Consider the following 20,863-nt stretch of genomic DNA (forward strand, 5'->3'; position numbering starts at 1 on the left):
TCATGATACTATAAAAATCTTAGAAATTGTGATAAAATAGGTAGGATAAAAAAAGGAGAGTAAAAATGGCGAACCCCAAGTATAAACGTATTTTAATCAAGTTATCAGGTGAAGCCCTTGCCGGTGAACGTGGCGTAGGGATTGATATCCAAACAGTTCAAACAATCGCAAAAGAGATTCAAGAAGTTCATAGCTTAGGTATCGAAATTGCCCTTGTTATTGGTGGAGGAAATCTCTGGCGTGGAGAACCTGCTGCTGAAGCAGGAATGGACCGTGTTCAGGCAGATTACACTGGAATGCTTGGGACCGTGATGAATGCTCTTGTAATGGCAGATTCATTGCAACAAGTTGGTGTCGATACGCGTGTGCAAACTGCTATTGCCATGCAACAAGTGGCAGAACCTTACGTACGTGGACGTGCCCTTCGTCATCTTGAAAAAGGCCGTATTGTTATCTTTGGTGCCGGAATTGGTTCACCTTACTTCTCAACAGATACAACAGCAGCCCTTCGTGCAGCTGAAATCGAAGCGGATGCCATTCTTATGGCTAAAAATGGTGTAGACGGTGTTTACAATGCTGATCCTAAGAAAGACAAGACAGCCGTTAAGTTTGAAGAATTGACCCACCGTGACGTTATCAATAAAGGTCTTCGTATCATGGACTCAACAGCTTCAACCCTCTCTATGGACAACGACATTGACTTGGTTGTCTTTAACATGAACCAACCAGGAAACATTAAACGTGTCGTATTTGGTGAAAATATCGGAACAACAGTTTCAAACAATATCGAAGAAAAGGAATAAGAAAATTATGGCTAATGCAATTGTAGAAAAAGCTAAAGAGAGAATGACCCAGTCTCACCAATCACTTGCTCGTGAATTTGGTGGTATCCGTGCCGGTCGTGCCAACGCAAGCTTGCTAGACCGTATCCATGTAGAATACTATGGAGTCGAAACTCCTCTTAACCAAATCGCTTCTATTACTATTCCAGAAGCGCGTGTTTTGTTGGTAACACCATTTGACAAGTCTTCATTGAAAGACATCGAACGTGCCTTGAACGCTTCTGACCTTGGTATTACACCAGCTAATGACGGTTCTGTGATTCGCTTGGTTATCCCAGCTCTTACAGAAGAAACTCGTCGTGACCTTGCCAAAGAAGTGAAGAAGGTCGGTGAAAATGCTAAAGTGGCTGTTCGCAATATCCGTCGTGATGCTATGGATGAAGCTAAGAAACAAGAAAAAGCAAAAGAAATCACTGAAGACGAATTGAAGACTCTTGAAAAAGATATTCAAAAAGTAACAGACGATGCTGTGAAACACATCGACGACATGACTGCCAATAAAGAAAAAGAAATCTTGGAAGTCTAAAAATAAACAGAAAAACTCAGTTGGCATTGCTGGCTGAGTTTTATTCGAAAGAAGGAAATATGAATACAAATCTTGCAAGTTTTATCGTTGGACTCATCATCGATGAAAATGACCGTTTTTACTTTGTGCAAAAGGATGGTCAGACTTACGCCCTTGCCAAGGAAGAAGGCCAACATACAGTAGGGGATACGGTCAAAGGTTTTGCCTACACGGATATGAAGCAAAAACTCCGTTTGACTACTCTAGAAGTGACTGCCACTCAGGACCAATTTGGCTGGGGAACCGTAACAGAAGTTCGTAAGGATTTGGGTGTTTTTGTTGATACCGGTCTACCTGATAAGGAAATCGTAGTGTCACTCGATATCCTCCCTGAGCTCAAGGAACTCTGGCCTAAGAAAGGTGATAAACTTTACATCCGTCTTGAAGTGGACAAGAAAGACCGAATCTGGGGACTTTTGGCGTATCAGGAAGACTTCCAACGTCTGGCTCGTCCTGCCTACAATAACATGCAAAACCAAAATTGGCCAGCTATCGTTTACCGCCTCAAGCTGTCAGGAACTTTTGTTTACCTGCCAGAAAATAACATGCTTGGCTTTATCCATCCTAGTGAGCGCTATGCAGAACCCCGCTTGGGGCAAGTTTTAGATGCGCGTGTCATTGGTTTCCGCGAGGTTGACCGCACTCTGAACCTCTCTCTTAAACCACGTTCCTTTGAAATGTTGGAAAATGATGCCCAGATGATTTTGACTTACTTGGAAAGCAATGGCGGTTTCATGACCTTGAATGATAAGTCATCCCCTGAGGATATCAAGGCAACCTTTGGCATTTCTAAAGGTCAGTTCAAGAAAGCACTTGGAGGCTTGATGAAGGCTGGCAAAATCAAGCAAGACCAGTTTGGTACAGAGTTGATTTAGACCTTACTAGATATGATAAAGAAACTTGAAGAAATGAGTTTAGAGGAACTCTGGCAACTTTTTCCTATTTTTCTAGTAGAGCACAGGTCAGAGTGGAAAGACTGGTATGAATCGGAAAAAACAAGTCTGAAAAAAATATTGGGTGCAAATGTTATTAAAAGAATAGAACATATCGGTAGCACTGCTATCCCTAATATTTGGGCCAAAAATATCGTTGATATTCTGTTAGAAGTAGGTAAAATAGAGGATTTAGCAAGAGTTAGGGATTTATTGGTGAAGAATGGTTGGCTAGTGATGTCGGAGAGTCCTAACAGGATTTCGCTAAATAAAGGATATACAGAGCAGGGATTTGCTGAGAAAGTTTTTCATTTACATTTGCGAATGACAGGAGATCATAACGAGATTTATTTTAGAGATTATCTCTGCCAGCATCCTGATATCGCCCAAGCGTATCAGGAATTAAAACTCAGTTTGTGGAAGAAATTTGAACACAACCGAGACGCCTATACTGATGCGAAAACGGATTTTATAAACCACTACGTTTCAGAGGCTAAGTCCAGTAATTTTCAAGAATCAGAAAAGTGTCATTAAAAAACTCTTGATAGGAGAAAGAATTGAGAAAATCATTTTACACTTGGCTCATGACCGAGCGCAATCCTAAAAGTAATAGCCCTAAAGCCATCTTGGCAGACCTCGCTTTTGAGGAGTCGGCCTTTCCAAAACACACGGATGATTTTGATGAGGTGAGTCGCTTTTTGGAGGAGCATGCCAGTTTCTCTTTTAATCTAGGTGACTTTGACGCCATCTGGCAAGAATACTTAGAACACTAGAGACAATGAGATGAGGCTAGTATTTTATTGTTCTCTTTGCTATAATATAAAGAAATAAACGGATTAGAGAGGTTCTTTATTTGAAGGAACATTCAATAGACATTCAACTGAGTCATCCAGATGACTTGTTCCATCTTTTTGGTTCCAATGAGCGCCATCTTCGTTTGATGGAAGAAGAGCTCGATGTGGTCATTCATGCCCGTACGGAGATTGTACAGGTTTTGGGCGAAGAGTCTGCCTGTGAGGAAGCCCGTCAGGTTATCCAGGCTTTGATGGTCTTGGTGAATCGGGGGATGACCGTTGGCACGCCAGATGTGGTGACTGCGATTAGCATGGTCAAAAACGATGAAATCGACAAGTTTGTCGCCCTTTACGAGGAAGAAATCATCAAGGATAATACTGGGAAGCCTATCCGTGTCAAAACCTTGGGTCAAAAGCTTTATGTGGACAGTGTCAAACAGCATGATGTGACCTTTGGAATCGGACCAGCAGGGACAGGGAAGACCTTTCTTGCAGTGACCTTGGCAGTGACAGCCCTTAAACGTGGTCAAGTCAAGCGGATTATCCTTACTCGTCCAGCAGTGGAAGCAGGTGAGAGTCTAGGATTTCTTCCGGGTGATCTCAAGGAGAAGGTCGATCCTTATCTTCGACCAGTTTATGATGCCTTGTATCAGATTCTCGGGAAAGACCAGACGACTCGTCTCATGGAGCGTGAAATCATTGAAATAGCGCCCCTTGCCTACATGCGTGGTCGGACCTTGGATGATGCCTTTGTCATTCTCGATGAAGCACAAAATACGACCATCATGCAGATGAAGATGTTCTTGACTCGTTTAGGCTTTAATTCTAAGATGATTGTCAATGGAGATATCAGTCAGATTGACCTGCCACGCAATGTTAAGTCCGGTTTGATTGATGCCCAAGAAAAGCTCAAGAATATTCACCAAATCGACTTTGTTCATTTTTCAGCTAAGGATGTGGTTCGCCATCCTGTTGTTGCTCAGATTATCCGAGCTTATGAACCCGCTCCAGTTAAGGTTGAAGAAAAGAACCAAGAAACAGAATAGCAAAAAAGCAGTTCAGATTTGAACTGCTTTTTTTAATGAGTGTATAGCTTTAAACAAGTTCGTCGATTGACGTGTGTTCTTTATCGAGACCTTGAGCAACTGGGGGGCTGGTCAAGTAACCTTGATAAGTGGTCACACCTTGACGCAAGCCCTCATCTTCAGCAATTGCTTGTGCGAATCCTTTGCCAGCCAATGCTTCGATATAAGGAAGGGTGACATTGGTTAGGGCGATGGTTGAAGTACGGGCAACCGCACCAGGGATATTAGCAACAGCATAGTGGAGAACACCGTATTTTTCATAGACAGGTTCATCGTGCGTTGTCACACGGTCAGCTGTCTCGATAACGCCACCTTGGTCAACGGCAACGTCAACGATGACAGATCCTGGACGCATTTGTTTGACCATCTCATCTGTCACCAATTTTGGTGCTTTGGCACCAGGGATGAGAACCGCACCAATCACCACATCAGCATCTCTCACACTTGCTTCGATGTTAAATGAATTAGACATAAGAGTTTGAATTTGATTTCCAAAGACTTCTTCTAGAGCTGAGAGACGCTTAGCACTGATATCTAAAATAGTCACTTGAGCACCAAGCCCAAGGGCGATGCGGGCAGCATGTGTACCGACGACACCACCACCGATGATGGTTACTTTTCCTTTTGGAACACCTGGTACACCACCTAGTAGGACACCAGAACCACCAGCTTGCTTAGTAAGGAAGTGAGCTCCGATTTGAACAGCCATACGACCTGCAACCTCACTCATAGGAACGAGGAGCGGTAGTTGTCCTTGATTGTCACGAACAGTTTCATAGGCAATTCCTGTTGTTTTGGCTGCTAACATAGCTTCTGCTAATTCTGGCGCAGCGGCCATGTGCAAGTAGGTGAAGAGAAGAAGATCGTCGCGCAGATAACCATATTCAGAAGCTAGTGGCTCTTTTACTTTCACGACTAACTCGGCAGCCCAGGCTTCAGCAGCAGTAGCGACAATCTCAGCTCCTTGATTTTGATAGTCCGCATCAGTAAATCCTGAACCGAGACCAGCATTTGTTTCGATGAGGACACGATGTCCACGGCTGACTAAACTATGGACGCCAGCAGGAGTTAGGGCAACGCGGTTTTCGTTATTTTTAATTTCTTTTGGGATTCCGATTAACATAGAGATAACCTACCTTTCAATTGACGGGATTGTTTTAGTTGTCACATTTCAGTTCATAAATCAAAAATGTGATGGTTTTATTGTATATGAAACCGCTTCAAAAATCAAGAAAAACTTGTCATCCAAATTTATTTATGCTAGACTAGTGAGAATCAAGCTCTAATGGAGGAAAAAGTATGGAATCAATATTTGTGAAATTTGCCCAGTATCCATCTATAGAAACGGAGCGTTTATTGCTCCGACCTGTAACCTTGGACGATGCAGAAGCTATGTTTGAGTATGCCTCAGACAGAGAAAATACACGCTACACTTTTCCAACAAATCAAAGCTTAGAAGAAACCAAGAACAACATCGCTCAGTTTTACTTGGCTAGTCCCTTGGGACGCTGGGGGATCGAGCTAAAAAGCAATGGTCAGTTTATTGGTACCATTGACTTGCACAAGATCGATACTGTTCTTAAGAAGGCAGCCATTGGCTACATTATCAATAAAAAATATTGGAATCAAGGATTGACGACAGAAGCCAATCGTGCCGTGATTGAACTGGCTTTTGAGAAGATTGGAATGAACAAGTTGACCGCGCTTCACGATAAAGACAATCCCGCATCAGGAAAGGTCATGGAGAAATCAGGTATGCGTTTTTCCCACGAAGAACCCTATGCCAGAATGGATAATAAAGAACCAGGTCGAATGATCACAAGGGTTCATTATGTCTTGACTAAGGAAGATTATTTTGCAAATAAATAAGCAGTTGAAAAGATTTTTCAGCTGTTTTTTCTTTCTCTTACGAATAACTTAAGAGAGGAGAAAATATGGAAGCAATTATCGAGAAAATCAAAGAGTATAAAATCATTGTCATTTGTGCTGGTTTGGGTTTGGCCTTGGGCGGATTTTTCCTACTAAAGCCAACTTCACAAACATCTGTGAAAGAAACAAACTTGCAGGCTGAAGTTGCAGCTGTTTCAAAGGATTCATCATCTGAAAAGGAAATCAAGAAGGAAGAAAAGGAAGAATCTCCTGAACAAGATCTAATCACGGTAGATGTCAAAGGTGCTGTTAAATCGCCAGGGATTTATGATTTACCAGTAGGGAGTCGGGTTCATGATGCCGTTCAGAAGGCAGGTGGCTTGACAGAGGTGGCAGATAGCAAGTCGCTCAATCTCGCTCAGAAAGTCAGTGACGAGGCTCTTGTCTATGTTCCAACTAAGGGAGAAGAAGCGGCTAGTCAGCAGGCTGCCTCTGGAACGACTCCTTCGACAAGTAAAGAAAAGAAGGTCAACCTCAATAAAGCTAGTCTGGAAGAACTCAAGCAGGTCAAAGGCTTGGGAGGAAAACGAGCCCAGGATATTATCGATCATCGTGAGGCAAATGGCAAGTTCAAGTCGGTTGATGAATTAAAGAAGGTCTCTGGTATTGGCGCTAAGACCATAGAAAAGCTAAAAGACTATGTCACAGTGGATTAAGAACTTCCCTATCCCTCTAATCTATCTGAGTTTTCTGTTACTCTGGCTTTACTATGCCATTTTTGGAGTGTCCTATCTCGCATTGCTAGTTTTTGTTTTTTTGCTTGTCTGCCTCTTTTTCCAATTTCCTTGGAAATCGGCTAGTAAAGTTCTAGCGATTTGTGGAGTTTTTGGAATTTGGTTTCTGTTTCAAAACTGGCAACAAAGTCAAGCTAGTCAAAACCTAGTGGATTCTGTTGAAAGGGTACGGATTTTACCAGATACTATCAAAGTCAATGGCGATAGTCTGTCCTTTCGGGGCAAGGCTGACGGCCGCACCTTACAAGTTTACTATAAACTCCAGTCCGAGGAAGAGAAAGAGCTCTTTCAGGCCTTAACAGACCTTCACGAGATAGAGCTAGAAGGGAAAGTCTCTGAGCCTGAAGGTCAGAGGAATTTTGGTGGATTTGACTATCAAGCCTATCTAAAGACTCAAGGAATTTACCAAACTTTGACTATCAAGAGTATCCAGTCACTTAAACAGGTTAGAAGTTGGGATATAGGAGAAAATCTGTCTGGTTTACGTCGGAAGGCTGTAGTTTGGATCAAGAAGCGCTTTCCAGATCCTATGCGCAATTATATGACAGGGCTCTTGCTGGGACATCTAGATACGGACTTTGAGGAAATGAATGAGCTTTATTCCAGTCTAGGAATTATCCATCTCTTTGCTTTATCAGGTATGCAGGTGGGCTTCTTTATGGATGCCTTTAAGAAACTTCTCTTGCGATTGGGTTTGACCCAAGAAAAGTTGAAGTGGCTGACCTATCCCTTTTCTCTTATCTATGCAGGTCTGACAGGATTTTCAGCTTCGGTCATTCGCAGTCTCTTGCAAAAGTTACTGGCTCAGCATGGGATTAAGGGATTGGATAATTTTGCCTTAACGGTTCTTGTTCTCTTTATCGTCATGCCCAACTTTTTCTTGACAGCTGGAGGGGTCTTGTCCTGCGCTTATGCTTTTATCTTGACTATGACTAGCAAAGAAGGGGAGGGACTCAAGGCAGTTACCAGAGAAAGTCTGGTTACTTCCTTGGGAATATTGCCTATTCTATCCTTCTATTTTGCAGAATTTCAGCCTTGGTCTATCCTTTTGACCTTTGTATTTTCCTTTCTGTTTGATGTGGTATTCTTGCCTCTTTTGTCCATCTTATTCATTCTGTCTTTTGTTTCCCCAGTCACTCAGTTTAACTTTGTTTTTGAGTGGTTGGAGAACATCATTCTCTTGGTATCGCAGCTGGCAAGTAGGCCCCCGGTCCTTGGTCAACCCAACGCATGGCTTTTGATTATACTGTTAGTTTCATTAGCCTTGGTCTATGACATGAGGAAAAACATAAAAAGACTAGCAGGAGTCAGTCTTTTTATTGTGGGGCTCTTTTTCTTGACCAAGCATCCACTGGAAAATGAAATCACCATGCTGGATGTGGGGCAAGGAGAAAGTATTTTCCTACGGGATGTGACTGGGAAAACTATTCTCATAGATGTAGGTGGTAAGGCAGAATCTGATAAGAAAATCGAGGCTTGGCAAGAAAAGTCGACGACCAGCAATGCTCAGAGAACCTTGATTCCCTATCTTAAAAGTCGAGGAGTAGACAAGATTGACCAGCTGATTTTGACCAATACAGACAAGGAACATGTTGGCGATTTGCTGGAGGTGACCAAGGCTTTCCATGTCGGGGAGATTTTAGTATCAAAAGGAAGTCTGACACAGAAGGAATTTGTGGCAGAACTAGAAGCAAGTCAAAACAAGGTACGTAGTGTGGCAGCTGGGGAGAACTTGCCGATTTTTGGCAGTCACTTAGAAGTCCTATCTCCAAGGCAGATTGGAGATGGGAATCGTGATGATTATCTGGTTCTTTATGGAAAACTCTTGGATAAGCACTTTCTCTTCACAGGAAATTTGAAAGAGAAGGGAGAGAAGGATCTTCTAAAGCAATACCCTGACTTAGAGGTGGATGTCCTGAAAGCAGGCCAACATGGTGCTAAAACATCATCCAATTCAGCTTTCCTAGAACAGCTCAAACCTGAGTTCACTCTCATTTCAGTTGGAAAGAGCAATCGTACGAAACTTCCCCATCAGGAAACCTTGACACGAATGGAAAGTATCAAGAGTAAGATTTACCGAACTGACCAGCAAGGGGCTATCCGCTTTAAAGGATGGAATAGTTGGCGAATTGAAACGGTGCGAGGAAATAGATAAAGTTTTTAAAAAATTGACTTTTTATCTTGACAAGGGATAGAAAACTTGGTATCATATAAAAGTTGAGAAAAGCAGAAGTGAGAGCTTCTCGCCTTGTGACATCAAGTTGCCTGGCCCTACGGATGAAAAGTTTCTAAGAAACGCTATCATAACGTGCGGGCTTGTATTATTACGAGTCCGCTATTGTTTTTCTCTAATAATAAAAAAGAGGTGAAAACCATAGCAAAGCAAGACTTATTCATCAATGATGAAATTCGTGTACGTGAAGTTCGCTTGATCGGTCTTGAGGGAGAACAGCTAGGCATCAAGCCACTCAGCGAAGCGCAAGCATTGGCTGATAGCGCAAATGTTGACTTAGTATTGATTCAACCTCAAGCAAAACCGCCTGTTGCTAAAATTATGGACTACGGTAAGTTCAAATTTGAGTATCAGAAAAAGCAAAAAGAACAACGTAAAAAACAAAGTGTTGTTACTGTGAAAGAAGTTCGTCTGAGTCCAACTATTGACAAGGGTGACTTTGACACAAAACTTCGCAATGCACGCAAGTTCCTTGAAAAAGGAAATAAAGTTAAGGTATCCATTCGCTTTAAAGGGCGTATGATCACCCATAAAGAGATTGGTGCAAAAGTTTTAGCCGAGTTTGCTGAAGCAACACAAGATATTGCAATCATCGAACAACGAGCTAAGATGGATGGACGCCAAATGTTCATGCAGTTGGCGCCAGCAACTGACAAAAAATAATTGTCAGAAAGTTAAATAAAGGAGAAAAAATCATGCCAAAACAAAAAACACACCGCGCATCAGCTAAACGTTTCAAACGTACAGGTTCTGGTGGACTTAAACGTTTCCGTGCTTACACTTCTCACCGTTTCCACGGAAAAACTAAGAAACAACGTCGTCATCTTCGTAAAGCATCTATGGTGCATTCAGGAGATTTCAAACGTATCAAAGCAATGCTTACTCGCTTGAAATAATAGCCTAACAGTAAGTAAACAATTCTAGGAAATATTTGGAGGAAATAAAACATGGCACGTGTTAAAGGTGGCGTTGTATCACGCAAACGTCGTAAACGTATTCTTAAATTAGCAAAAGGTTACTATGGAGCTAAACACATCTTGTTCCGTACTGCAAAAGAACAAGTAATGAACTCTTACTACTATGCATACCGTGACCGTCGTCAGAAAAAACGTGACTTCCGTAAATTGTGGATCACTCGTATCAATGCGGCAGCTCGTTTGAACGGACTTTCATACTCACAATTGATGCATGGTTTGAAATTGGCTGAAATCGAAGTTAACCGTAAAATGCTTGCTGACTTGGCTGTTAACGATGCAGCAGCTTTCACAGCTCTTGCAGATGCAGCTAAAGCAAAACTTGGTAAATAATTATTCATAAGACTGGGAAGATTTTCTCAGTCTTTTTTTCTTGCTGATTTCATGCTATAATGAAAATAATCATAACCAATATGAGGAGAAATGGAGGATACAAAGGTGATATACAATCGACTAGCATGGGATGAGTATTTTGCAGCACAGGCTTTATTGATTTCGAATCGGGTGACCTGTAATCGTGCTAATGTGGGAGCTGTTCTTGTTAAGGATAACAAGGTCATCGCAACCGGGTATAATCGATCCGTTTCTGGGACAGATCATTGTTTAGAGGATGGTTGCCTCATGGTCGAGGGACACTGTGTCCAGACGATTCATGCGGAAGTAAATGCTATTTTACAGGGAGCTGAAAGAGGGATTCCCAAAGGCTTCACAGCTTATGTGACGCATTTGCCTTGTCTTAATTATACCAAGCAGTTACTCCAAGTTGTCTGTAAACGAGTCGTTTACAGACATCAGTATCAAATCGATGAATATGCTGAATATCTTTATCGAGAAAAAGAAGTAGAACTAGTTCATCTGCCGATTTAAGAAGTCAAAAAGGCTATTGCAGAGGCTGATTTTATTTAAGGAAATTTCCATTCTATTTCAAGAATATCATGAATGAAACACATGAATATCGTAGAAATAGTAGTAAAATTTTGTATAATTGACTTAAAGAGACCATGAAAAATAATATAAAGGTTGGGTGAGAGTTATGACAGATCAACAAAAAAATCCTGAAGTAGACAAAGAAAAAGAGGCATTTGTTTCAGATGAAAGTCTTTTTCCGAACGATGAAATGAAGTCAGAAAAGAGAGTCGGAAATTCTGTAATCCTTTCTATTGCTTTGTTCTTAGCCATTGCTTATATAGTTTTACTTTTATTTGCTCTGTTTGCAATGGGATCGTGGATTGGTGGCTTTTTGTACTTTTTGGGAATCCATATTATTAGCTTTGTGATAGCAACTATCCTGCTTTGGAATGGAATGGTGAATAGCAATAAAGCAACTCTTTATAACGCAGCAGCTATTTATTTTTTTTCATTTATTGCTGCGGGTGATCCGGATTGGGTGATTAATCATATACCACCGCTTGTGGAAGCGATACTGGTATTTATTGGAACTATATTATTTAAAAATGGAGAGTGATGGATGATAGTAGGTATTGATTTAGGAACGACGAATTCTTTAGTAGGGGTATACCAAGATGGCCAGGTTAAGCTGATTCCCAATGCTTTTGGCGAGTATTTGACTCCATCTGTTGTGGCTTTAGATGACAATGATGAGATTATTGTTGGAAAAATTGCCAAGGAACGCTTGGTGACCCATCCAGACAAGACGGTTTCTCAGTTCAAGCGTTTTATGGGAAGCAAACATGAATTGGTCCTGGGAGATAGAACCTACAAAGCAGAGGAACTGAGTTCTTTTATCATTCGAAAACTAGTGGATGATGCAGAGACTTTTCTTGGTGAGAAGGTAGATGAGGTTATTGTCAGTGTACCAGCTTATTTTAACGATGCACAACGCTATGCGACCAAACTAGCAGGGAAATTTGCAGGCATTCAGATTGATCGGATTATCAATGAACCTTCTGCAGCTGCCCTTGCTAAAAGGTCAAATAGCAATCAAGAAGACCAGTCCTTTGTAGTCGTCGATTTTGGTGGTGGAACGCTGGATATCTCAGTCGTAGAGTTGTTTGATAATGTTGTTGAGATTGTCTCTATTGCAGGAGATAATCGCTTGGGAGGAGAAGATTTTACTGTAGCGATAGCGGAGGAATTTTTAACGTTCAATCACTTGACTAGGAAATCTATCTCTCGGGAGTTTTACAGTAAAATATTGGTCCAAGCTGAGAAGGCAAAGCTAAATTTGAATACCAATGAAGAAGTGAAGATGGTAGTGATGGAGCAAGAGAAGGAATACTCTTTAAACCTGACTTATCAGCGATTTTATGAGCTTTGTCAGCCTTTACTTGCTCGACTGAAGTCCGTACTAGATAGAGCCTTGATGGATGCGCGCTATAGTTATGTATCCTCTGAGAATGTTGTGCTTGTGGGTGGGACTTCAAAACTTCGTTTAGTTCAAGATTTTCTATCTTACTGTATTGATCAAGCGGTTCAATTGACTGATGATCCTGATAAAATGATTGCAAAAGGGTGTGCTCTTTTAGCGGGAATAAAGGGACGTCAGGGAGAAGTTCGAGACTTATTATTGTCGGATATTTGTCCTTTCACACTTGGAACTTCAGTAGTCGGTGATCGTTTTTCTCCGATTATCGAGCGCAACTCTCCTTTACCTGCTTCAAAAAAGGAACAGTATTACACCGCAGAATTGGGGCAAAATCATGTGAAGGTCGATGTTTATCAAGGAGAAATGATGAAGGCCTCACAAAACTTATTCCTCGGGGAATTGGAAGTACCTGTCCCTGTGAATCATCAGGCTAATGAGGGTCTCACTATACGATTTACCTATGACTTAAATGGGATTTTGGATGTAGAAGTAACCATCGATTCAACTCAGGAAGTCTTTAATCATGTGATCCTTCAAGAGAGTATGACCTTGACAGAAGATGAAATCAAAGAAAAACAAGCCGAATTAACTCGTTATAAGATTAATGCTCAAGAAACTGAGGTTTACCGTTTCTTAATTGAAAAGGCCAATCGTGTATATAGCATGCTTTTAGGGAGAAGAAGAGATGAGTTGATGGCAGAAACTAGACGCTTTGAAGAAGAAGTCAAAGAAGCGTCCATGTATCATTTACCAAAACTCTATCAATCATTTTCTAACTATCTAGAGTTTCTAGAACGAGGTCTATGAGAGGGAATTGTATGAATAAATGGGAAATCTTAGGAATTGAACCAACTCATGATGTTAAGATTATTCGAAAACGGTATTCTGAGTTAGTGAAACTTTACCATCCTGAGGACCAACCAGAAATCTACCAACAAATTGTAGAAGCCTATCAGTCTGCTTTGAGAGAAGCACGGTCTAATAGAACAAGACAAGAAACTGTTGAAAGTGAAGCTGTTTCCATTCAGCAGATTAGTGAACAAGAAGAGGAAACAACAAATTCAGCTATTAGTTCACTTGATTTTGAATCCTTTGAGTCTGAAGGGGAAACCGAGCAAGAAGAGATAACAAAACCTTCTCTTGATTTCGGTGATGTTCATGAGTCTGATCCTTTAAATGAAACCTACAAGGAAACAGCAACTTTTCCACTAAATTTTGAAACGGTCAATGAAGATACAAGTTCTCAAGAGGTAGCTGCATCTAGAAATGTCTTAGATTTCAGTGATTACCTAGAGTCAGAGTATTTGATTCGAAATGCGATTGAAAGTATTGTAGGGAATCCTGACTATACCATAGAAGAACAAGAAAATCTTTGGAAACAGCTCTTTAATAACTATCAAGACAGTTTGTATTTTGTTAAAAATGTCCTAGAGGAAATGGATGTTTATATTTTTAATCAAGCTGACCAGTTCTCCATCTTTATTCTCTTATTAAAATATTTCGTAAGAGATTTTAAGGATTGGGGTTACTACTATAAACTTGAGTTCTGGAGAGAAAAAATAAAGGAAACCGAAAAGGATGAAGTTTCTCTTGAAAATGCTAGGAAGGAAACAGAGCAGTTTTATGCTTCTTATCTGATGTGTCAAAAGATTCTTGACGATTTTCAAACAGCCAATCAAATCAGATCCTGGATAGAATTTTTCAGACATTCTTATTGGTCTAAAATGGTACTATTTCAGTTGAATGAAGAAGGATACAATATTAAGAGCATTCCAGTATTGGCTTATATTCTTGATATGATAGGTCAAGTAAAGACTAATGAGGACCAAAAAGCCTATGATGAACTTCTAGCTTACTTTGAGGAATTACAAGCAGATTCAGAAGAACCATTCGATATCCATTCTTATAATTTGCTAAATTCATCGGAGGTTGAGGAAAAACTATATCTTTTACTCTATAGTCCATATCAAGACGAGTATAAACTGTTACGTGATTGGCAATATCTTTTTGAATCAGTCAAAGATCACACGCTCCTACTTGATTTGTTAGAAAAGGTGGACGTCTATCCTTTAACCAATGCGAAAGTGTTAGCTCTCGTTCTCCAATTTGTGGAGCGTTACAGTGATGAGGAATCAAATCCTTACCTGAAAAAACTTCATTTCTGGAAGAGTATCCATTCCTATCCTTCAGTGGTAGAGGAGTATGCACTTAACAAAAAAGAAAATTTTGATTACTGGTACAATGAAGGTTATCTTTATATAGATAAGCTTACTAAGAGCGATGAAGATATCAATGATTGGGAGAAGTGGAGAAGCTACTTTAAAGGAAGACCACGTATTCTAACGATTTTACTTCAACAGATCTATAAGGAGTACCATCGGTTTACAGACGGCGAGCTCCTGAGATATGTTTTATCTCCTTTTCCTACTTCTAAAATGGCTCCCCAAATGATGACGGAGGAGACAGACCAGAAACTAGAAGAGATGACAGTTTATGCTTATGAACTTAGTCATCCGAAGGCCAAGCTCTCTTATTTGGATTGGAAAAAAAGACAGGTCCTTAAAAATAAGTTTCTTCAGTTTGTCTTTGGTCTATTTTCGATTGTGAGTTTGATACTTAGTATTCTAGAGCGACCGGGTTATAATTCATGGGTTCATGCGGGTATGTTTTCTCTCTTTTACGTCTATATGCTAAAATTAAGGAAAACACCGATTGAGGAGGGAGTGACTGCTAGGGGGGAAAAACGGAAATTCTACTACAGCCCCCATCCGTGGTTCCTACTAATCTTATTATTAACCCTCGTCATTCCATCCTTACCGTTTGGCCTCATCGGTGCCCTTATGTTCATTACATTTTTCAGCTTCATCGATGGTTTCCAAGTGAGTCAGGGGCTGAAGTGGGATTATTCTTTGGATAAGCTGATTCCTATCGGTATCTTTCTTTCTGCTGGTTTTCTTTCTGCTTTGGTAAATCGAAGCCAGACTATATCAGGAGTTGCAATAGCTTACTTCCATATTTTTGCAATCCTTGTGATTTGCTTATCTTTTACAAGATTTAGTCCTGGATTTCCACCATCTCTGAAGAAAATTTTCATACCAGCAATCTTGGGAATCTTACTCTTTCAAACGTTGCCCTACATTCACAGCCGTTTAGATATCTTTGATCCAACTATTCTACGAGATGAAACGCTGACTATAACCGTTATCCTCTTGTTAAATGGAATTGCCTTATCTTATTTTACAAAGGAACAAGGCTTCATGATTGGTGTGAAGAAGGTCTTTATGATTTATGGCTTGCAGATCTTTATTTTCCTAAGAAGACTGTTGCGAATCTTATTCGCACCAAATTCAGTTTTCGGTAATAACTATCATTACAAAGACTTACTAATCATGAACAGCGAATTTACGTTCTACTTCCTCGAGGGTCTTTTTATCCTGATCATGCTTTTCCTTATTCGCAATATACGCAAGGAAAATCGTAAAAGTGCTGTGTAGAATGAAAGAGTAGAGAAGAGGACTCTAGTTCAAGTTTCTAGTAAATTTTCCTGAATAAAGGTATAATAGAACTATTAAAACGAAAGAGGTAATGAAAATGGCTTCAAAAATGCTACACACTTGCTTGCGAGTAGAAAACCTTGAAAAATCAATCGCTTTTTATCAAGATGCTTTTGGATTTAAAGAATTGCGTCGCAGAGATTTTCCAGATCATGCTTTCACCATTGTCTATCTAGGACTTGAGGGCGATGACTACGAGTTGGAGTTAACCTATAACTATGATCACGGTCCTTATGTGGTAGGAGATGGCTTCGCCCATATCGCCCTCAGTACACCTGACCTTGAGGCCCTACATCAAGAACATAGCGCTAAAGGCTATGAGGTGACAGCCCCTAATGGACTTCCAGGAACTGCACCAAACTATTACTTTGTCAAGGATCCTGATGGCTACAAGGTCGAAGTCATTCGTGAAAAATAATCCAGTAAGATCAAGTAGAATGTTCGTTTTCTACTTGACTTTTTTTCTTTGAAAGAGTATACTAATACAAATTTAACCTTTAAGGGGAGTCCAGAGAGACTCACAAGGTGTCAGATAAAAGGGATAGGGAACTCTCTGCGGAGACTTTTTAGGTGTGCGCATGAGTTCTGTCCTATCTCGACTGAGACCTTGCAATAGCAAGGTCTTTTCTTTATCTGGTCCCCTTAAAATTTAAGGAGGAAAATCATGAATCCCACATGTAAGAAGCGTTTGGGTGCAATTCGTTTGGAAACCATGAAGGTGGTCGCACAGGAGGAAATTGCGCCAGCAATCTTTGAATTAGTCCTAGAAGGGGAGATGGTTGAAGCCATGCGAGCAGGCCAATTTCTACATCTGCGCGTGCCTGATGATGCCCATCTCTTACGCCGTCCTATTTCAATTTCGTCTATTGACAAGGCAAACAAGCAGTGTCACCTCATTTATCGGATTGAGGGGGCTGGGACGGCTATTTTTTCTACATTAAGTCAGGGAGATGCTCTTGATGTGATGGGACCTCAGGGAAATGGTTTTGACTTGTCTGATTTAGACAATCAGAGCCAAGTTCTCCTCGTTGGTGGTGGGATTGGTGTTCCACCCTTGCTCGAAGTAGCCAAGGAATTGCATGCGCGTGGGGTGAAAGTAGTGGCAGTCCTCGGTTTTGCCAACAAGGATGCTGTGATTCTCGAAACCGAATTGACCCAATATGGTCAGGTTTTTGTAACGACAGATGATGGTTCTTATGGCATTAAGGGAAATGTGTCAGTCGTCATCAATGACTTAGACAGTCAATTTGATGCTGTTTACTCCTGTGGGGCGCCTGGAATGATGAAGTACATCAATCAAACCTTTTATGATCACCCAAGAGCCTATCTATCTCTGGAATCTCGTATGGCTTGTGGGATGGGGGCTTGCTATGCCTGTGTTCTAAAAGTGCCAGATAGTGAAACTGTCAGCCAACGTGTCTGTGAAGATGGCCCTGTTTTCCGTACAGGAACAGTTGTATTATAAGGAGAAAGTCATGACTAAAAATCGTTTACAAGTTTCTCTACCGGGCTTGGATTTGAAAAATCCGATTATTCCAGCATCAGGCTGTTTTGGTTTTGGTCAAGAGTATGCCAAGTACTATGATTTAGACCTTCTAGGCTCCATTATGATCAAGGCGACGACACTTGAACCGCGTTTTGGCAATCCTACTCCAAGAGTTGCAGAAACGCCTGCAGGTATGCTCAATGCAATCGGTTTGCAAAATCCAGGTTTAGAAGCTGTTTTAGCTGAAAAGTTGCCTTGGCTGGAAAGAGAGTATCCTACGCTTCCCATCATCGCAAATGTTGCAGGCTTTTCAAAACAAGAGTACGCTGCCGTTTCTCATGGGATTTCCAAGGCAGCCAATGTGAAGGCTATCGAGCTCAATATCTCTTGTCCGAATGTGGATCATGGCAATCATGGACTTTTGATTGGGCAAGATCCTGATTTGGCCTACGAAGTGGTAAAGGTAGCTGTGGAAGCCTCTGATGTGCCGGTTTATGTTAAGTTAACCCCTAGTGTAACGGATGTTGTCACTATTGCTAAAGCCGCAGAAGATGCAGGAGCAAGTGGCCTAACTATGATCAATACTCTAGTCGGTATGCGCTTTGACCTCAAAACAAGAAAACCAATCCTAGCCAATGGAACAGGTGGGATGTCTGGTCCAGCAGTTTTTCCAGTAGCCCTCAAACTCATCCGTCAAGTCGCCCAAACAACAGACCTGCCTATCATTGGAATGGGAGGAGTGGATTCTGCTGAAGCAGCGCTAGAAATGTATCTGGCTGGTGCCTCTGCCATCGGAGTTGGAACAGCCAATTTTACCAATCCATATGCCTGTCCTGATATCATTGAAAATTTACCAAAAGTCATGGATAAATACGGCATTAGCAGTTTGGAAGAATTACGCAAGGAAGTCAAAGCCAGTCTGAGATAAGCTAGTCTTTCCTTATCGTCAACAAGAAATAGAATCTTCATCAATTTGTAATATTTCCGTCGATTAACTATGTTACAATAGGGTTTAGAAAACGTTATTGGAGCATTTAAATGAAACGATGGAAAGTGGCCCTAGTAAGTGCTAGCTTATTGGGGTGTTTTTTTACTGTAGTGGAGACAGCAAAAGCAGAAGAGGGAACGTGGCAAGGAAAGACCTACCTCAAAGCAGACGGGAAACCAGCAACCAACCAATGGATCTATGACCAAACGCAACAGGCCTGGTTTTATTTAACAGCTGATGGAAATCGTGCTGAGAACGGCTGGTTGACAGTTGGTGGTAAGGATTACTATTTTAACGAAGCTGGAAAATTAGCTACGAAAACGTGGGTTGGCCAGTACTATGTGACTGAAAGTGGTGCTAAAGCCAAGGAACAGTGGGTATTTAATCAGGAACAAGAATCCTGGTATTATCTCAAGTCTGATGGTCAGAAAGCTCAAAACGAATGGATTCAACAAGGTCAGGAAAAATATTACCTTAAAGAAGACGGGAAAATGGCCAAAGATGAGTGGATCACTCAAGGGGAGAACCAGTACTACATCAATTCACAAGGTAAAATGCTGAAAAATGCTTGGCTTGGTAAGAGCTATATATCAGAAAATGGTAATAAGGTTAAACAAGCCTGGATTTATGATGACAACTATAGCAGTTGGTTCTACCTTCAACAAGATGGTACCTATGCTGAAAATATGTGGTTAACTATAGATGGGAAGGACTACCATTTTAAATCAGGCGGTTATCTTTCTACTGAACGTTGGATTGATCGCTTCTATGTTGCGAAGAGTGGAGCTAAATTGAAATCGGAATGGTTCTTTGATAAGAATTATGATGCTTGGTTTTACTTGAAAGCTGACGGAACCTATGCCGAAAAAGGCTGGGAAACGATTAAAGAAAAAGATTACCATTTCAAATCAGGCGGCTATCTTTCTACCGAGCGCTGGATTGACCGCTTCTATGTTGCTAAAAGTGGAGCCAAACTGAAATCGGAATGGCTCTTTGACAAGAATTATAACTCTTGGTTTTACTTGAAAGATGATGGAACCTATGCTGAAAAAGGTTGGCAAACCATCAAAGGCAAGGATTACCATTTCAAATCAGGCGGCTACCTCTCTACGGAAACTTGGATTGACCGTAGTTATGTGACGAGCAGTGGTGTAAAAGCCGGCAAAGGTTGGCTCTTTGACAAGAACTATAACTCTTGGTTCTATATCAACTCTGATGGAAATTATGCCAATAAAGAATGGCTCTGGGATAATGGTTACTACTATCTCAAATCTGGTGGTTATATGGCTGCGAGTGAGTGGGTATGGTACAAGAATAACTGGTTCTATCTCAAGTCAAATGGAAAGATGGCTGAGAAAGAATTAATCTACGATTCATCCGACCAATCATGGTATTACCTTAAATCAGGCGGTTATATGGCAAAAAATGAAACTGTGGATGGTCATACCTTGGATGCTTCTGGTAGATGGCATGTTGCGGATAAAACCAAATATTACAAAGTTAAACCCATCACAGCCTATGTCTACAGTGCATCTGGAGAAATCTTGAGTTACATTAATCAAGGAAGTATTGTTTCACTGGATAGCTCGACGCGAAAAGGTGGCCGACTTGCAGTTTCGATTTCTGGCTTGTCTGGCTATATGAATCAAAGTGATTTGACAGCAGTGGATGAAGGAAGCGAGTTTATCCCTCATTATACTAGTGATGGGAAATTCCTCTACCATGAACTCTCTCCTTATACGAGTATCAAAGTAGCTCCACACACCTCTGCTATGGTTATTGGTAAGAAGTACTACTCAACTGATGGAGAGCATTTTGATGGCTTTACCATTAAAAATCCTTTCCTCTATAAAAACTTGAGAGAGCCAAGTAATTATAGTGCAGCTGAGTTGGATAAACTGTATTCAATGATGAACTTGCAGGATAGTCCTCTAGCGGGGAAAGGAGCGACTTTCAAAGAGGCTGAAGAACGTTACGGTGTCAATGCCCTTTACTTGATGGCCCATAGTGCCCTTGAAAGTGCGTGGGGTCGCAGCCAAATTGCCAGAGATAAGAATAACTTCTTTGGTATTGCAGCCTATGATACGAGCCCATATCTCTCAGCCAAGAGCTTTGATAATGTGGATAAAGGAATTCTCGGTGCGGCCAAGTGGATTCGAGAGAATTACATCGACTACGGCAGAGACCACCTTGGAAACAAGGCAACTGGAATGAATGTTCGCTATGCTTCCGACCCATACTGGGGTGAGAAAATAGCCAGCATCATGATGACCATCAATAGCAGACTTGGTGGGAAAGACTAATCAAAAAAATCAACGGTAACTACTGCAAAGTGGTTATCGTTTTTGTTTTGGACACTGTGATAAAATAGTATAACAACAGCTTCTTTATTCTTGATTAATTAGCAAAATGATTGTAAAA

21 protein-coding genes and 1 other annotated feature are annotated in these 20,863 nt (G+C 41.0%); of the genes, 20 read left to right on the forward strand and 1 reads right to left on the reverse strand.

The annotated features are described in order from the left end of the window. Positions 1-65 precede the first annotated feature (65 nt). The 6 genes from pyrH (at position 66) to O3652_RS01395 (ending at position 4,179) form a co-directional block, all read left to right on the forward strand. Positions 66-803 (forward strand): UMP kinase, encoded by a 738-nt coding sequence (gene pyrH / locus O3652_RS01370; RefSeq protein ID WP_000002996.1) that lies wholly within the window; start codon positions 66-68, stop codon positions 801-803. A gap of 7 nt (positions 804-810) precedes the next feature. Then, positions 811-1,368: a ribosome recycling factor gene (gene frr / locus O3652_RS01375; protein WP_001262235.1), complete on the forward strand. Its 558-nt coding sequence runs from the start codon at positions 811-813 to the stop codon at positions 1,366-1,368. Between the two features lie 59 nt (positions 1,369-1,427). After that, the gene (cvfB, locus tag O3652_RS01380) at positions 1,428-2,282 is read left to right on the forward strand and encodes an RNA-binding virulence regulatory protein CvfB (RefSeq protein WP_001095457.1); all 855 of its coding nucleotides are present in this window, start codon (positions 1,428-1,430) and stop codon (positions 2,280-2,282) included. Positions 2,283-2,294: 12 nt separating this feature from the next. Continuing rightward, the gene (locus O3652_RS01385; RefSeq protein WP_125413250.1) at positions 2,295-2,873 is read left to right on the forward strand and encodes a GrpB family protein; all 579 of its coding nucleotides are present in this window, start codon (positions 2,295-2,297) and stop codon (positions 2,871-2,873) included. Positions 2,874-2,896: 23 nt separating this feature from the next. Beyond that, a complete protein-coding gene (locus O3652_RS01390) occupies positions 2,897-3,112 on the forward strand; it encodes a YozE family protein (protein ID WP_001232084.1) in 216 nt (71 codons plus the stop codon). An 80-nt stretch (positions 3,113-3,192) separates the two neighbouring features. Beyond that, the gene (locus tag O3652_RS01395; protein ID WP_049518523.1) at positions 3,193-4,179 is read left to right on the forward strand and encodes a PhoH family protein; all 987 of its coding nucleotides are present in this window, start codon (positions 3,193-3,195) and stop codon (positions 4,177-4,179) included. A gap of 49 nt (positions 4,180-4,228) precedes the next feature. Here the strand turns inward: O3652_RS01395 and ald are convergent, their stop codons facing one another. After that, on the reverse strand, positions 4,229-5,341 hold the full coding sequence (gene ald / locus O3652_RS01400) for an alanine dehydrogenase (protein WP_125413249.1): 1,113 nt from the start codon (positions 5,339-5,341) through the stop codon (positions 4,229-4,231). A 176-nt stretch (positions 5,342-5,517) separates the two neighbouring features. Between ald and O3652_RS01405 the strand changes: the two genes are divergently transcribed. The 14 genes from O3652_RS01405 to O3652_RS01470 all read left to right on the forward strand — a co-directional run bounded on the left by O3652_RS01405 (position 5,518) and on the right by O3652_RS01470 (position 20,745). Beyond that, a complete protein-coding gene (locus O3652_RS01405) occupies positions 5,518-6,087 on the forward strand; it encodes a GNAT family N-acetyltransferase (RefSeq protein ID WP_125413247.1) in 570 nt (189 codons plus the stop codon). Between the two features lie 65 nt (positions 6,088-6,152). Then, complete coding sequence (locus tag O3652_RS01410; RefSeq protein WP_125413246.1) at positions 6,153-6,803, forward strand: helix-hairpin-helix domain-containing protein; 651 nt, start codon at positions 6,153-6,155, stop codon at positions 6,801-6,803. Then, positions 6,787-9,036: a DNA internalization-related competence protein ComEC/Rec2 gene (locus O3652_RS01415; protein WP_125413245.1), complete on the forward strand. Its 2,250-nt coding sequence runs from the start codon at positions 6,787-6,789 to the stop codon at positions 9,034-9,036. Before O3652_RS01410 ends, O3652_RS01415 begins: the two co-directional genes overlap by 17 nt. 63 nt (positions 9,037-9,099) lie before the next feature. Beyond that, positions 9,100-9,231, forward strand: a sequence feature (ribosomal protein L20 leader region). Between the two features lie 15 nt (positions 9,232-9,246). Next, positions 9,247-9,777 (forward strand): translation initiation factor IF-3, encoded by a 531-nt coding sequence (gene infC, locus O3652_RS01420; RefSeq protein WP_000848184.1) that lies wholly within the window; start codon positions 9,247-9,249, stop codon positions 9,775-9,777. A 32-nt stretch (positions 9,778-9,809) separates the two neighbouring features. Beyond that, positions 9,810-10,010 carry a 50S ribosomal protein L35 gene (gene rpmI / locus O3652_RS01425; protein ID WP_001125942.1) on the forward strand — a complete coding sequence of 67 codons (201 nt, stop codon included), beginning with the start codon at positions 9,810-9,812 and terminating at the stop codon, positions 10,008-10,010. 51 nt (positions 10,011-10,061) lie between these two features. Continuing rightward, on the forward strand, positions 10,062-10,421 hold the full coding sequence (rplT, locus tag O3652_RS01430) for a 50S ribosomal protein L20 (RefSeq protein ID WP_000124830.1): 360 nt from the start codon (positions 10,062-10,064) through the stop codon (positions 10,419-10,421). A gap of 105 nt (positions 10,422-10,526) precedes the next feature. Beyond that, positions 10,527-10,955: a deaminase gene (locus O3652_RS01435; protein ID WP_125413259.1), complete on the forward strand. Its 429-nt coding sequence runs from the start codon at positions 10,527-10,529 to the stop codon at positions 10,953-10,955. A gap of 166 nt (positions 10,956-11,121) precedes the next feature. Continuing rightward, positions 11,122-11,553 carry a hypothetical protein gene (locus tag O3652_RS01440; protein ID WP_125413244.1) on the forward strand — a complete coding sequence of 144 codons (432 nt, stop codon included), beginning with the start codon at positions 11,122-11,124 and terminating at the stop codon, positions 11,551-11,553. Between the two features lie 3 nt (positions 11,554-11,556). After that, positions 11,557-13,221 (forward strand): Hsp70 family protein, encoded by a 1,665-nt coding sequence (locus O3652_RS01445; RefSeq protein WP_371589999.1) that lies wholly within the window; start codon positions 11,557-11,559, stop codon positions 13,219-13,221. An 11-nt stretch (positions 13,222-13,232) separates the two neighbouring features. Then, a complete protein-coding gene (locus O3652_RS01450; protein ID WP_125413242.1) occupies positions 13,233-15,908 on the forward strand; it encodes a J domain-containing protein in 2,676 nt (891 codons plus the stop codon). Between the two features lie 97 nt (positions 15,909-16,005). Continuing rightward, on the forward strand, positions 16,006-16,386 hold the full coding sequence (locus tag O3652_RS01455) for a VOC family protein (protein WP_061759792.1): 381 nt from the start codon (positions 16,006-16,008) through the stop codon (positions 16,384-16,386). Between the two features lie 246 nt (positions 16,387-16,632). Beyond that, positions 16,633-17,433: a dihydroorotate dehydrogenase electron transfer subunit gene (locus O3652_RS01460; RefSeq protein WP_125413241.1), complete on the forward strand. Its 801-nt coding sequence runs from the start codon at positions 16,633-16,635 to the stop codon at positions 17,431-17,433. Further along, entirely contained in the window at positions 17,396-18,382 is a 987-nt protein-coding gene (locus O3652_RS01465) for a dihydroorotate dehydrogenase (protein WP_185755871.1), read from the forward strand. Before O3652_RS01460 ends, O3652_RS01465 begins: the two co-directional genes overlap by 38 nt. Positions 18,383-18,492: 110 nt before the next feature. Next, positions 18,493-20,745: a glucosaminidase domain-containing protein gene (locus O3652_RS01470; protein ID WP_371590000.1), complete on the forward strand. Its 2,253-nt coding sequence runs from the start codon at positions 18,493-18,495 to the stop codon at positions 20,743-20,745. Positions 20,746-20,863 lie beyond the last annotated feature (118 nt).

The organism is Streptococcus sp. 27098_8_23 (assembly GCF_041432195.1).
Classification (GTDB): Bacteria; Bacillota; Bacilli; order Lactobacillales; family Streptococcaceae; genus Streptococcus.

Coding starts and splice junctions, on each gene's coding strand:
- pyrH (WP_000002996.1), top strand. CDS start 66: ATGGCGAACCCCAAGTATAAACGTATTTTAATCAAGTTATCAGGTGAA.
- frr (WP_001262235.1), top strand. CDS start 811: ATGGCTAATGCAATTGTAGAAAAAGCTAAAGAGAGAATGACCCAGTCT.
- cvfB (WP_001095457.1), top strand. CDS start 1,428: ATGAATACAAATCTTGCAAGTTTTATCGTTGGACTCATCATCGATGAA.
- O3652_RS01385 (WP_125413250.1), top strand. CDS start 2,295: ATGATAAAGAAACTTGAAGAAATGAGTTTAGAGGAACTCTGGCAACTT.
- ald (WP_125413249.1), bottom strand. CDS start 5,341: ATGTTAATCGGAATCCCAAAAGAAATTAAAAATAACGAAAACCGCGTT.
- O3652_RS01405 (WP_125413247.1), top strand. CDS start 5,518: ATGGAATCAATATTTGTGAAATTTGCCCAGTATCCATCTATAGAAACG.
- O3652_RS01410 (WP_125413246.1), top strand. CDS start 6,153: ATGGAAGCAATTATCGAGAAAATCAAAGAGTATAAAATCATTGTCATT.
- O3652_RS01415 (WP_125413245.1), top strand. CDS start 6,787: ATGTCACAGTGGATTAAGAACTTCCCTATCCCTCTAATCTATCTGAGT.
- rpmI (WP_001125942.1), top strand. CDS start 9,810: ATGCCAAAACAAAAAACACACCGCGCATCAGCTAAACGTTTCAAACGT.
- rplT (WP_000124830.1), top strand. CDS start 10,062: ATGGCACGTGTTAAAGGTGGCGTTGTATCACGCAAACGTCGTAAACGT.
- O3652_RS01440 (WP_125413244.1), top strand. CDS start 11,122: ATGACAGATCAACAAAAAAATCCTGAAGTAGACAAAGAAAAAGAGGCA.
- O3652_RS01445 (WP_371589999.1), top strand. CDS start 11,557: ATGATAGTAGGTATTGATTTAGGAACGACGAATTCTTTAGTAGGGGTA.
- O3652_RS01450 (WP_125413242.1), top strand. CDS start 13,233: ATGAATAAATGGGAAATCTTAGGAATTGAACCAACTCATGATGTTAAG.
- O3652_RS01455 (WP_061759792.1), top strand. CDS start 16,006: ATGGCTTCAAAAATGCTACACACTTGCTTGCGAGTAGAAAACCTTGAA.
- O3652_RS01460 (WP_125413241.1), top strand. CDS start 16,633: ATGAATCCCACATGTAAGAAGCGTTTGGGTGCAATTCGTTTGGAAACC.
- O3652_RS01465 (WP_185755871.1), top strand. CDS start 17,396: ATGGCCCTGTTTTCCGTACAGGAACAGTTGTATTATAAGGAGAAAGTC.
- O3652_RS01470 (WP_371590000.1), top strand. CDS start 18,493: ATGAAACGATGGAAAGTGGCCCTAGTAAGTGCTAGCTTATTGGGGTGT.